This is a genomic window from Arthrobacter sp. B055-34, assembly GCF_059090425.1.
In genome coordinates this window covers 307689-319955 of record NZ_JBNHFQ010000001.1, presented here as the reverse complement: position 1 = coordinate 319955, position 12267 = coordinate 307689, and the positions used below count along the sequence as shown (strand labels likewise).

Sequence of the window (12267 nt, the reverse complement as noted above, 5' to 3'; positions counted from 1 at the left end):
CCGTTCACCCGGCGTTGTTAGAGTGCCGTGAATTCGCGAGCCGGAAGGGGTGGTGGGATGACTCAGGACGGCAAACATTGGTCGATTGAGAATCAAGGCTGGGTCAGGGAGAACCTGCGCGAGGCCATCGACCAGCTGGTGAAGCTGGGCTACTCGGTCAGGGGCGGGCAGGGCGAGGACCCGGAGCTTATTGATCCCGGTGGTTCGGCGGTGGAGACGTGGCGGGATGACTACCCGTACGACGAACGGATGTCCCGGGAAGAATACGAGCTGGAGAAATACCGGCTGCAGGTGGAACTGCTGAAGTTCCAGTACTGGAGCCAGGACCATGACCTCAAGCACGTGATCGCGTTCGAAGGCCGCGACGCGGCGGGCAAGGGCGGGACGATCAAGCGCTTCGCCGAGCATCTGAATCCTCGGGCCGCCCGGACGGTGGCGCTGGGAAAACCCTCGGACCGCGAACAGGGCCAGTGGTATTTCCAGCGCTACATCCACTATCTGCCCACGGCCGGCGAGATCGTGCTGTTCGACCGCTCCTGGTACAACCGGGCCAACGTGGAGCGTGTGATGGAGTTCTGCAGTGCGGAGGAATACGAGACCTTCATGGACCAGGCGCCGGTCTTCGAACGGATGCTGGTGGACTCCGGAATCCACCTCACCAAGTTCTGGTTCTCGGTGACGCGGCACGAACAACGTACCCGTTTCGCGATCCGCCAGATCGACCCGGTGCGCCGCTGGAAGCTCTCGCCGATGGACCTTGCGTCCCTGGACCGCTGGGAGGACTACACCCAGGCGAAGGAAGACACATTCCTGCGCACCGATTCGGACCACGCGCCGTGGATCACCATCAAGTCCAATGACAAGAAGCGGGCGCGGGTCAACGCGATGCGCTTTTTCCTCAACCAGTTCGACTACGAGGACAAGGACAGCTCTGTAGTTTACGAGCCGGATCCGCTGATTGTGCGCCGCGGCCGCGAGTCAGTTGGCGACTGACCCGCAAAGGTGAGCCCCGCCGTCGTTGGCCCACTACGCTGGAGACAAATGCCAACGACGACGACGAAAGGCGGGGCGACGTTGAACCCACAGCAGCAGGTACAGCAGGCCCGGATGATCAGCGCGGACGACAAGGGGTTGCCGGGAGACGCGGCCGGCCGGACGGTTGAGGAGTACATTGCGGCCGGTCCGGATCTGGCGGATTTCTGGACTCCCTTGCTGGTGCTGGATGAGGAAGCCCTGGCGCACAACGTCGCGTTCATGGCCGGCTGGTTGGGCGAGCGGGACCTGGAACTGATGCCGCACGGCAAGACCACCATGGCGCCGCAGCTGTGGCAGCAGCAGCTCGATGCGGGCGCCACGGGCATCACCGTGGCCAATCCGAGCCAGCTGCGGGTGGGGCGGGCCCGTTCCTTCAACGCGCTCCTGCTGGCCAACCAGCTCACGGACCCGAACGCCATCCGCTGGGTCGCCGGCGAGCTTCAGGATCCCGAGTGCTCCATCTGGTCCTGGCTGGATAATCCCGCTGCCATCGGCGTTGCCGAAGAAGCCCTGGCCGGGGTCACGCTGGCCCGGCCGCTGTCCGTGCTGGTGGAGCTCGGCGCGCCGGGAGGACGGACCGGCTGCCGCAGTGTGGACGAGGCGGTTGCGCTAGCCGAAGCGGTGAACGCCTCACCGGTCCTGCGGCTGGCTGGGGTGGCCGGCTACGAGGGAGCGCTCGGGCACGACCGGGACAAGGCGACGCTGGACTTCCTCCACCGCTACGTTTCGGATCTGTTGGAGCTGCACCGGCGGGTCGGCCATCTGTACGACGACGGCGACGTGCTGGTGACGTGCGGTGGCAGCAACTATCCCGACGTCGTCAGCGAACTGTTCGCGCAGGCGCGGAAGTCCGACACGGCGCGGTACGTCCTGCGGTCCGGCGCGTACATCACCCATGACCACGGGATCTACCATGCGCTGTCGCCCTTCGACCCGGACCGCGCGTCCACTGGTGATGAGACTCTAGTGCCGGCTGCCCGCGCCGTCTGCCGGGTGCTGTCCCAGCCGGAGCCCGGCCTTGCCCTGCTTGACGGCGGCAAGCGGGATTTTCCCTACGACGAGGGTTTTCCGATCCCGCTGACTGCCGTGTCCCGGACAACGGGTCAGACTTCCGACCTGCGCGGGGCCACAGTGAGCGGGATGAATGACCAGCACTCGTTCCTGCGGACGGCCGACGGCGCCGAGCCCGCCGTGGGGGATCTGGTGGTGCTGGGGCTGTCGCACCCGTGCACCATGTTCGACAAATGGCGGCTCATCCCCGCGGTTGAGACCTTCACACCCGGAGCCAGTGCCAAGGTCACCCGCCTGATCGAGACGTTCTTCTAAGCAGGGCGGGCAGCTGCGGAACGGGACCCGCGGGACTAAGCCGCGCCGCCGCCGTCCTATGTCAACAGCCCCTCATCTTCCTCGATGGCCTTCAAGGCCAGATCCCGGTAGCCCACGGAGTCGAAGAGCACGGTGATGCGGTCCGGCTGGGTGCCCATGACAATGCCGTGGCCCCATTCGCGGTGCGTCACCGGCCGCTGGATCTCGTAGCCCTCCGGCATGGCGGCCTCGTGCGCCTCCGCCTCGGCCCTGGAGCCCTCTTCGCAGTTGTCGCAGTTGCCGCAGTAGCCGTCCGTCTCCTCGCCGAAGTAGTTGAGCAGCCAGTCCCGCCGGCAGGTGTCCGTCTCGGCGTAGCCGCGCGCCATTTCGATGCGCGACTTGTCGATCAGCCGGCGCGATTCGGATTCGGCCAGTGCCTTCTCCACCGCTTCCTCGGTACTGACGGAGCCGACGGCGCGGTAGCCCCTGCGGTTCACCGCGATGCTGCCGCTGTGCTCGAGCAGGTTCAGCACCCGCGTCTGTTTCCGCGGCGTTAGCCCGATGTGCTCGCGCAGCCCGGCGGCGCGGATGGGGGAGTGGTCCCGGACGGCCTCGAACACTGCGGCCAGATCCTCTTCGGCCGGGGTGCCGCCGACAAAGAACTGCTGCATCCCCAGGTCCTCGGAGCGGTAGTGCAGCACGGCGCGGGCGGGCTCGCCGTCCCGCCCGGCCCGGCCGATCTCCTGGTAGTAGCTGTCCAGCGAGTCGGTGATGTCCGCGTGCACCACAAACCGCACGTCCGGTTTGTCGATCCCCATGCCGAACGCGGTAGTGGCCACTACGACATCAACCTCGTTCGCGTGGAAACGCTTGTGGATGGCCTTCCGCTCCGAGGCTTTGCGGCCGGCGTGGTAGGCGTCCGTCCGCAGTCCGCGCTCGGCGAGCTCCGCGGCGTAGAACTCGGTGTCCTTGCGCGTGGCGGCGTAGAGCAGCCCCGGTCCCTGGAGCTCTGCGAGCTGGTCCAGCACGGCGTCCTGCTTGCCGCGTTCCTCGTGGTGCCGCTGCACGCTCAGGTTCAGGTTTGGCCGGTCGAAACTGTGCACAAAGGTGTGCGGATCGCGCATGCCCAGCCGGTCCACAATCTCGTTGCGCGTCTGCGGCGAGGCGGTGGCGGTCAGCGCGATCACCGGCGGATGGCCCAGCCGCTTCACCACCGCGGTCAGGGTGAGGTAGTCCGGCCGGAAATCGTGGCCCCACGACGAGATGCAGTGCGCCTCGTCCACCACAAACAGGCTGATGTCCTGCTTGGCGAGCCGCGCCATGGTCTCCTCGCGCGCCAGCTGCTCCGGCGCCAGGAAAATGAACTTCGCCTCCCCGTTCTCCAGTGCCTCCCACGCCGCCCGCTCGGCCTTGGCCCGCACCTGCGAGTTGATCGCGAAGGCCCGCTCCGCCTGCAGGTCCGCGTTGATGGCCTGCACCTGGTCGCGCTGGAGTGCCAAAAGCGGCGAAACAACGACGGCGGTGCCCGGCATCGCCACGCCCGGCACCTGATACACGGCCGACTTTCCATGCCCGGTGGGCATGACGGCGAGAACGTCCCTGCCGCCGGCGGCTGCCTCCATGGCTTCGAGCTGGCCCTCGCGGAGGGTCTCGATGCCGAAGGAGTGCTCGGCGATGTCCCGCAGCTGCTCCGCCGTCGGCTGTTCTGAAGTTTTTTGATCTACGTTTGCCACTTCTCGATCTTCTCCCGTGACCGACCGGGATGGGGGAATAGGGCGATATTGGCCAAGCGCGCAACATTACGTCATTTGTAACAAACGATTCACCATTGTGTGCGGTGAATTGGCAGACTGTACGAGGCACAGCTGGCCGCGATTATCTTCCCCCGAGATATTGGCCGCTTCCGGACCGGATGCTTTCCCCCATTCATCCGGCCGGGACGCCCCGAAGGCCCCCGCTCCGAGACTGGCGGGGGTCTTCGCTTCTTAACTCACCCGCGGTTGATCTGCACCTTGCGCGGCGGAGTTCCAGCCGGCTTGGGCGGCATCGGCGTCCGGACTTCCAGTACGCCGTCGCGGTAGGTGGCGTTGATGTCATCCGGGTTCACGCCATCCGGCAGCGTGACATCGCGGGTGAACGAGCCGTACCTGAACTCCGAGCGGTAAGTGTCCTTGTCCCGGTGCTCGGTCTGTTCCCTGCGCTCGGCCCTGATGTGCAGGACGCCGTCCGAGACGGAAACGTCCACGTCCTGGTCCGGGTCGATGCCCGGCAGTTCGGCGCGCACCACCATGGTCTGCCCGTCCACGAACTCCTCGACCCGGATGCCGGAAGAGGATTCCATTTCCGTATCGAACAGGCGGCGGAGCGGTTCCAGCAGTTCGCCGGGGGACCTGCGGGGGTCGAACGGAAGCCTCTTGTGCTGCTCAGCCATGGCCGTGTCCTTTCAACGGGGTTTCTTCTAGATTCCCACCGGAGGCATGCGGTGACAAGGACAAGCTCCCGACCGTGATACGGGCCCGGCCGTCAGTCCTGTTCGCGGGTGAGCAGGAGGACGGCGCCGGAGACCACCAGCACGGCCAAGCCAACGTAGAGCAGGAACTTCACGGCCTGGACGGCGATGCCCAGCACCAGCAGGACGATGGCCGCAATCAGGAGGACGGTCAGCAATTGCTTCATGGTCCCAGTATGCCGCAGCCCATCGCGCCGGGCCGCTCAGGCAGCCAGCGCGGCGTAGCGGCCGTTTTCTTCCACCAGCGTATGGTGCGTCCCGGTCTCAACGATCCGTCCGCCGTCGAGCACTGCAATCTGATCAGCTTTGCGGACGGTGGAGAGCCGGTGCGCGATGGTGATGGTGGTCCGGCCCTGCGCCAGCCGGTCGAAGGCTTCCTGCACGGCTCGTTCGGTCCGGGTGTCCAGCGCGCTGGTGGCCTCGTCGAGGATGAGCACCTGCGGGTTGCGCAGCAGCGTCCGGGCGATCGCGATGCGCTGCTTTTCGCCGCCGGAGAAGCGGTGGCCGCGGGAGCCGACCATGGTGTCGTAGCCGTCCGGCAGCGCCATGATGTGCTCGTGGATCTGCGCATCGCGGGCGGCCTGTTCGATCTGTGCATCGGTGGCGTCCGGCTTGGCATAGCGCAGATTTTCGCGCACGGTGGTGTGCAGCAGGTAGGTGTCCTGGCTGACCATGCCGACCACGGAGGCCAGGTCCGCCAGCGCCATGGTGCGGATATCCACCCCGTCGATGGTGATGCGGCCGGCACCGGGATCGTGCAGGCGGGCGGCCATGGAAGCGAGCGTGCTCTTGCCCGAACCGGTCTGCCCCACCAGCGCCAGGGTAGTGCCGGCCGGGACGTCCAGGCTGACGCCGTCGATCGCGGGAAGTTCGCTGCCCGGGTAGCTGAAGCTGACGTCCTCGAAACGGACATGGCCCTTGAGTTCGGCAGGAACAACGACGGCGGGGGAGGCCGGATCCTTGATCTCCACCGGCAGGTCGAGGTACTCGAAGATGCGCGCGAACAGGGCCAGCGAGCTGGTCAGCGTGATGCCGACGTTCAGCAGTCCCATCAGGGGCCGGAACAGTCCGCTCTGCAGCGCGGTGAACGCCACCACGGTACCGATGGTCATGTTCCCGGCGGTGGCAGGCAGGCCGGCGGCGAGGTAGATGACGGCGGGAACAGCCGCGAAGATGATGCTCATGGTGGCCATCCGCCAGCGGCCGGCAAGTTCGGAGCGCAGTTCCAGGTCCGTGAGCCGCCCGGAGGACTCGGTGAACCGGGCGGACAGCGCCGCTCCGGTACCCAGGGTCTTGCTGAGCTGGATGCCGCTGACGGAGAGCGACTCTTCGATGGTGACGTTCATGTTCGCCAGCTCGCGCTGCTTGCGGGCGGTGATTTCGCGCCGCATGGTGGCGACCTTGCGGGTGAGGATCACGGCCGGCGGCATCACCAGCAGCGAGATCAGGCTCAGCTGCCAGGACAGGGCTACCATGGCGACGGCGGTGGCCACCACGGTGGTCAGGTTCGCCGCGATGCTTGTGGCCGTGGAGGTGACAACCGTCTGCATGCCGCCGATGTCGTTGGTGATGCGGGACTGCACTTCGCCGCCGCGGGTCCGGGTGAAGAAGCCGATCGACTGGCGCTGCAGGTGCGCGAACACGTCAGAGCGCAGCCGATGCATGACCTGCTGCCCGATCCGGGTGCTGATCCAGGTCTGGACCACACCGAAGGCGGCCGTGATGACGGCGACGGCCAGCATTCCGGCGGTCAGGAAAACCAGCAGCCGGACGTCCTGCTCGGGCAGCGCGGTGTCGATGACGGCGCGCAGCAGGAAGGGCGAGGCCATCGAGACCACGGAGGACGCGATGATGATGGCGGTGACCAGCGTGAGCTGCCAGCGGTAGGGGCGGAACAGCGCCGCGATGCGCCGCAGCGAAACGTGCTGCGCCTGGTCGCGTTCGGTAGCAGTGGGCGCGCGGCCCGGTCCGCCGCCTCGGCCGCCGCCGGGGCCGAAGCTGATGGTATTGATGGATTCCGTGGGAACCACCCCGTTTCTCTCGAGGGGTGCCAGGCCGTTCTGATGGACGGCCGGTTGATGACTGAGGAACCAGCAGAATTGCTGAGGTAACCTCACTATGAGGGTACAACCGCTACCGCTGATAGTCTATTCCCGTGGCTGATGAAAACCTGCTGGATTCTTTTTGGGCCGTAGCCCGGCGGCTGCGGCACCTCTCCCGGGACGCGCTGGCGCCTTGGGATGTTGCCCCATCACAGTCACGGGCGCTGGGCATGCTCAGGCGCCACGGCCAGCTGCGGCTGGGGGAACTCTCCGAACGGCTTCACATTGTTCCGCGCTCCGCCACCGAAGTCGTGGACGGACTGCAGGAGCGCGGCTGGTGCGTGCGCCAGCCGGACCCCGCCGACCGCCGTGCCACCGTTGTCACCCTGACCGACGCCGGCCGCGAGCTGTCCGAGGCCATTCGTGCGGCCCAGCTGGAGCAGGCCGAGAAGTTCTTCGCGGTCCTGGCCCACGAGGAGCGCGCAGAGCTCGCGGCCACCCTTGGCCGGCTCCTGCGGGCCGAAGAAGACGCCGCCCTGGCCGCCGATCGGGCGTCCGAGAACCGCGGCCAGTAGGTCTCGCCAATGCGGGCTATCCGTGCTGTGATGGAATGACTCCAGATCGTCCCAGTCTCGCAGCGGAGCGGATATGTCCAGCCAGGAACTCATCCCCGTAAAGCTTCCGGCACTCAGCCAGGGCGCCAAGAAAACCCTTCTGGTCATCGGCGTGTACGGCGTAGGCCTGTGCTGGTTCGGGGCCATTGCACTGCTGTTCACAGTGCCCGGACTTGTCTATGCGATACCGCATCTATTGTTCTTCCCCGTGCTGTTCAGTTCAGGGCTATACGCAGCCTGGCGGCTCTGGCTGAGAGAGCCGGTTGACGTTTCTGCAGACGGGCGGCACCGGAAGCCTCCGCAGGGCCAACACCGGAAGATTGCGGGGCGGCAGCAGCACCGGCAGTCCGGTCCGACGACGAAACTCGGCCGGTACCCGGCCAGCCACCCCCGCTTCTTCAACGGCCTTGCGGTGGTCGCAGCCTACGCGGCAGTGCTCTGCTGGATCGGCATGATGGGTCTGCTGGCCGCCGGCAACGGACTGGCAGGAGTCGGTCCGCTTGTCCTCATCCCCATCCTGGCGACGCTGTTTGCCGTGGCCATCGCGCGCTTCGTGAGAAGGTCCAGGCCCCGGCGGACCCTGCCCTAGCAACTAGGGGGGTGCCGCCAGGAGCGTCAGAGCCAGAAGAGGAACGTCGCGGCGACCAGCCCCACCACCACGGCCGCGCCGCCGGCGATCCAGAGCGGTTTGCGGCGCGAGGCCGGCTCCGCCGTCGTTGTTTCAGGTTTTGGCGCCGGTACATAGCGCGTTGCCGAGGAGGGCTGGCCTTGCGCGGGCGGGACGATCTGGATCATTCCGGTCCGCAGTTCCTTGCGGGCGGGCAGGGCAGGCTGGGCCGGTACGGATAGCTTGGCCGGCAAGGGGACCACGGGGATCATGCCGGTTGGGGGTACCGGATCGGCAGCACCGCTGCGGATGTCGCGCCGGCGGGGGTAAGGGGCGTTTTCAGCCGGGGGAGTCATCAACTCGACTTTCAGCCGGGCAAGCCGGACGTCGGATGGGAGTGTTTTCTCCATCCTATGGGCCGGGCCCACCTCAAATGCCCTAGCCAGATAGCGTTTCGATCACATTTGCATAGAGGACCTTCGCCACTTGGAGAATCCGGTGGATCCGGTAAGAATGAACTAGGGGACCGGACCGTATGACGGAGCACATGGGGGGTGCCATCGTGATTGGGGAACAGGTGGACGAGGCAGCGCGCGCTCAGCCGGATTCGGCGGACCGCACCATCAAGGTTTTTATTCTCGATGACCACGAGCTGGTTAGGCGCGGCCTCCAGGACCTGCTGGAGGGCGAGGGCTTCGAAGTCATCGGCCAGTCGGGCTCGGCGCGGGAGGCGACCGGCCTGATTCCGGTCCTGCGTCCGGACGTGTCCATTCTCGATGCTCGGCTGCCGGACGGTACCGGGATCGAGGTCTGCCGGGACGTGCTCTCGGTGGATCCGTCGCTGCGGTGCGTGATTCTGACAAGTTACGACGACGAACGCTCCCTGCGCAGCGCGGTCATCGCCGGAGCGCTGGGCTATGTGCTCAAGCAGATCGTTGGGACTGATCTCGTGGCGGAGCTGCGCAAGGCCGCCAGCGGGGAGTCGCTTTTCGAGCCGGATCTGAAGGCCCGGATCCTGCAGGGCCTGGCCCGGCCCGAGGCGGCGGACCCGCGGCTGGAAGCGCTGAGCCCGCAGGAGCTGCGCATCCTGGCGCTGATCGGCGAGGGCCTGACCAACCGGCAGATCGGCGACCAGCTGTTCCTGGCCGAGAAGACGGTCAAGAACTATGTGTCCTCCATCCTGGCCAAACTTGGGTTTGAACGACGGACGCAGGCGGCGGTGTTCGTGGCGAAGGCCGCCGGCGAAGCGCAGCCGGAGGGGGCCGGGCAGTAGCTGCAGGCGGGAAAGTAGCACCCGGGTGGCGGTCGCCGGATGACTTCCGACCTTGTCATTGGCGGCTATGCCAGCGGTGCCGTCCAGACCACGCTTGTTCCCTTGCCCGGCGCGCTCATTATTTCCAGCGTTCCGTGAAGTTCCTCCGCTCGCTGCTCCAGGTTGGCCAGACCGCTGCGGCGCAGGGGATTAGTGAAGCCGCGGCCGTTGTCCTCGATGGCCAGCCGGATGCGGTTGTCGATAGCTGCCACTGAGACCTCGATATGGTCGGCATCCGAATGCCGCACCGCATTGCTGAGCCCTTCCCGGATCACCGCCAGCAGGTGTTCGGCCACCTTGTCCGGCACGTCCGAGTCGATGGGACCGGAAATTTCGAGCCGGGGCGTGAAGGCTGATGCGCGGGTGCCTTCCTGGACAGCCCGGACAATCCTGCTGCTGAGGACTTCCTCCTGGGTATCGGCACGCAGGGAGTAGATGGTGTCGCGCAGCTCGCGAATGGCTTCGTCGAGTTCCCGGGTGACGTCGGAGATCCGCTCCTGGGCGCTGTCCTCCATGGCGTAGCGGCGCAGGCTTTGCAGGTTCAGGCCGGCGGCGAACAAACGCTGGATGACGACGTCATGCAAGTCCCTGGCAATGCGGTCCCGGTCGGCAAAGAGTACCAACTGTTCACGCAGCCGCTGGCCCTGCGCCAGCTCCATGGTGAGCGAAGCATGCGTGCAGAAGATTTCGGCCATACCCAGATCAACGGGGTGGAAACCGTCGGCACCGGCCTCTCTGCAGAGCACCAGCAGGCTGGGTTCGCCGCCGCGCGGGGACAGTCTGGCCACCAGCGCAGCCCCCAGCCCCTCCGCTTTTTCCGGATCCACCAGATCTGCCGCTTCACACAGCACGGGCTTTCCGGTCTCCAGCACGGAGTGGAGAACGGTGAGCGAGACCGGGACACTCTGGCGGACAATTTCCCCCGCTCGCTCGCCCGCGGCAGCTTCGCACCGGGCGATCATCCCGTCCTGGGCTGGAGTCGCGAACACCGCGAGCGCAGCTCCGGACGGTGCCAGCGCGTGGTCAACGATCAGGTCGCGCGGGTCCTGCGACTTGGAAGGCAGCCTCATGCTCAATTCCATCGAGGCCTGCAGCCACCGCTCACGGCGGCGCAGGGCCTCGAACAGGCGGGCATTCTGGATCGCCACGCCTGCCGCCGCGGCCAGGGTGGAGACGAATTCTTCGTCCCGCTCGGTGAAGCTGCCGCCACCTCTCTTCTCCGTCAGGTACAGGCTGCCAAAGACGGCGCCGCGGACGCGTATCGGCACTCCGAGAAAAGACTGCATCGGCGGATGGTTGGGTGGAAAGCCATGGGCGTCCGCGTGTCCGCTGAGCGGGTTGAGCCGCAACGCCACGGGTTCGCGCAGCAGCAGCCCGAGCACGCCGTGCCCGGTTGGCAGGTCTCCGATGCGGCGGTGTTCTTCCTCATCGAGACCAACCGTAATGAAGTGGCTCAGCGACGTGCCGTCTTCAGCGGCAACGCCCAGGGCGCCGTACTGGGCGTCCACGAGCTGGCACGCCGATTCCACCACCCTCCGCAGGACGGTTTCCAGACTCAGGTCTTCGGCAACCGCCATCACGGCCGCGAGGAGGTGCTTCATCCGGTCCTACCTTCAACCGGCGAATCGGGAATCCCCATACGTCCCCCAACCGATGTTCGTACTCTGCAGCCCGGCTGTTGCGCTAAAGCTCTGGACTGTTATCTAAGTTGCCGGGGCAACACCCGTCAAGCTCTTACGGCACCGGATCATGCCGTCGTCCTTATACAGAGACGTCCGGTATGCGGCAACCACCCGCCGTCGTACGTGCTGAATGGTTCAATCAGGGACTATTTGCACCCTTATAACAATTGGGGGACGAAAGGCCCTCCTCTTTCCAAGGTGGCTAAGGCAGACTCTTGGTCATGCGGCCTCTGACGGCTGCTGCGCCGGAACAATGACGTCCGGCACAAGGCTTGAGCAAGACCGGAGGAAACCCCCTATGGTTCTACCCGCCTGGCAAGATGACGAAGCGGCAACAGCGGTCCCCACGATCGGGACCGGGCCGGAACTGCCCTTCTGCGAGACCTGCCGCTCGGACCAGTATCTGATTATTGAGGAGTTCGTTCCGCCCCGGCTGCAGCCCGGGACCGGCCTTACGTCAGCCGAAGCCAGCTACAGCTGTCTCAAATGCGGGCAATTCAGCGGTCACGATGTGCCCTCGGACTGGGAACCGCCGGGGTGGTTCTGGTACGCCTGACCCGAAGGCGGGACTTTGGGCCCTATTGGCAATGGGCGGGGCACGGGAGTCTGTAGGAGGTGCATCTCGGGAGCCAGCAGGGGGGACTGGCCGCACCACGTAAGTGGCAATCCCGATTCCGTACCGGTCCCGAGCAAAGGCGCCCGGGGTCCCAGCACGGAAATGCAGCCGTGGACCGCCTAGGCTATCGGCGGTCCACGGCAGCCATCAGCAGTTCCCCGGAGATCTCAGAAGGACGGGTATGACAACCACACAGCTAGTACGGAACGCTTCGGGCCAGACCGGATTCGCCGGCGCTGCCAGCCGGAAACTCAAGGTGCTGGTGCGCCTGGACACCACGATGCAGTCCGCTCGGATCCAGGTGGGCGGAACGGTGACGGTCCAAAACCTCAAGGCGCTCTACGCCATTGCCCGGCGCACCAACGCGCTGGTGCCCGGCATGGAAATAGTTGTTGATCTGTCCAAGGCCCACGCCGGTGCCGAAGCACTGGCGGATCTGCAGACCGCGGTAGAGCGCGGCTGCCTGCCGGAGAAATCCGACCCGCTGCATTCCGAATGCCGGCTGCAGGTGCTGGAGCCCCTGGCAGCTTAGATATCCGCCGGGC

General features: G+C 66.1%; 13 protein-coding genes. 7 read left to right on the top strand and 6 right to left on the bottom strand.

All coding sequences use genetic code 11. The annotated features are described in order from the left end of the window. The first annotated feature begins 57 nt into the window (after nucleotides 1–57). Both ppk2 and AC5RWO_RS01370 read left to right on the top strand, forming a co-directional pair. Nucleotides 58–993 (top strand): polyphosphate kinase 2, encoded by a 936-nt coding sequence (gene ppk2, locus AC5RWO_RS01375; RefSeq protein WP_498728796.1) that lies wholly within the window; start codon nucleotides 58–60, stop codon nucleotides 991–993. Between the two features lie 48 nt (nucleotides 994–1041). Beyond that, on the top strand, nucleotides 1042–2361 hold the full coding sequence (locus tag AC5RWO_RS01370) for an alanine racemase (protein WP_498728794.1): 1320 nt from the start codon (nucleotides 1042–1044) through the stop codon (nucleotides 2359–2361). 56 nt (nucleotides 2362–2417) lie between these two features. Here AC5RWO_RS01370 and AC5RWO_RS01365 read toward each other — a convergent pair whose 3' ends face one another. The 4 genes from AC5RWO_RS01365 to AC5RWO_RS01350 form a co-directional block, all read right to left on the bottom strand. Further along, complete coding sequence (locus AC5RWO_RS01365; protein WP_498728792.1) at nucleotides 2418–4073, bottom strand: RecQ family ATP-dependent DNA helicase; 1656 nt, start codon at nucleotides 4071–4073, stop codon at nucleotides 2418–2420. A 257-nt stretch (nucleotides 4074–4330) separates the two neighbouring features. Next, nucleotides 4331–4771, bottom strand: a complete 441-nt coding sequence (locus tag AC5RWO_RS01360) for an Hsp20/alpha crystallin family protein (protein ID WP_498728790.1) — start codon at nucleotides 4769–4771, stop codon at nucleotides 4331–4333. A 92-nt stretch (nucleotides 4772–4863) separates the two neighbouring features. Beyond that, nucleotides 4864–5016 (bottom strand): hypothetical protein, encoded by a 153-nt coding sequence (locus AC5RWO_RS01355; protein WP_170064961.1) that lies wholly within the window; start codon nucleotides 5014–5016, stop codon nucleotides 4864–4866. A 36-nt stretch (nucleotides 5017–5052) separates the two neighbouring features. Then, complete coding sequence (locus AC5RWO_RS01350) at nucleotides 5053–6879, bottom strand: ABC transporter ATP-binding protein (RefSeq protein ID WP_498728788.1); 1827 nt, start codon at nucleotides 6877–6879, stop codon at nucleotides 5053–5055. 125 nt (nucleotides 6880–7004) lie between these two features. Here AC5RWO_RS01350 and AC5RWO_RS01345 point away from each other — a divergent pair, with 125 nt between their 5' ends. After that, nucleotides 7005–7466: a MarR family winged helix-turn-helix transcriptional regulator gene (locus AC5RWO_RS01345; RefSeq protein WP_498728787.1), complete on the top strand. Its 462-nt coding sequence runs from the start codon at nucleotides 7005–7007 to the stop codon at nucleotides 7464–7466. 73 nt (nucleotides 7467–7539) lie between these two features. Next, nucleotides 7540–8094: a hypothetical protein gene (locus tag AC5RWO_RS01340; protein WP_498728786.1), complete on the top strand. Its 555-nt coding sequence runs from the start codon at nucleotides 7540–7542 to the stop codon at nucleotides 8092–8094. A gap of 26 nt (nucleotides 8095–8120) precedes the next feature. Here the strand turns inward: AC5RWO_RS01340 and AC5RWO_RS01335 are convergent, their stop codons facing one another. Next, nucleotides 8121–8468, bottom strand: a complete 348-nt coding sequence (locus tag AC5RWO_RS01335; RefSeq protein ID WP_498728785.1) for a hypothetical protein — start codon at nucleotides 8466–8468, stop codon at nucleotides 8121–8123. Between the two features lie 179 nt (nucleotides 8469–8647). On the opposite strand from AC5RWO_RS01335, the gene AC5RWO_RS01330 reads away from it, so the two are divergent. Beyond that, the gene (locus tag AC5RWO_RS01330) at nucleotides 8648–9385 is read left to right on the top strand and encodes a response regulator (protein ID WP_498728784.1); all 738 of its coding nucleotides are present in this window, start codon (nucleotides 8648–8650) and stop codon (nucleotides 9383–9385) included. A 65-nt stretch (nucleotides 9386–9450) separates the two neighbouring features. Here AC5RWO_RS01330 and AC5RWO_RS01325 read toward each other — a convergent pair whose 3' ends face one another. Next, a complete protein-coding gene (locus AC5RWO_RS01325) occupies nucleotides 9451–11025 on the bottom strand; it encodes a GAF domain-containing sensor histidine kinase (RefSeq protein ID WP_498728783.1) in 1575 nt (524 codons plus the stop codon). Nucleotides 11026–11404: 379 nt separating this feature from the next. Between AC5RWO_RS01325 and AC5RWO_RS01320 the strand changes: the two genes are divergently transcribed. Both AC5RWO_RS01320 and AC5RWO_RS01315 read left to right on the top strand, forming a co-directional pair. Continuing rightward, nucleotides 11405–11662, top strand: coding sequence for a hypothetical protein (locus AC5RWO_RS01320; protein ID WP_498728781.1), 258 nt, complete (start codon nucleotides 11405–11407; stop codon nucleotides 11660–11662). Nucleotides 11663–11903: 241 nt separating this feature from the next. After that, nucleotides 11904–12254, top strand: coding sequence for a hypothetical protein (locus tag AC5RWO_RS01315; protein WP_498728780.1), 351 nt, complete (start codon nucleotides 11904–11906; stop codon nucleotides 12252–12254). Nucleotides 12255–12267 lie beyond the last annotated feature (13 nt).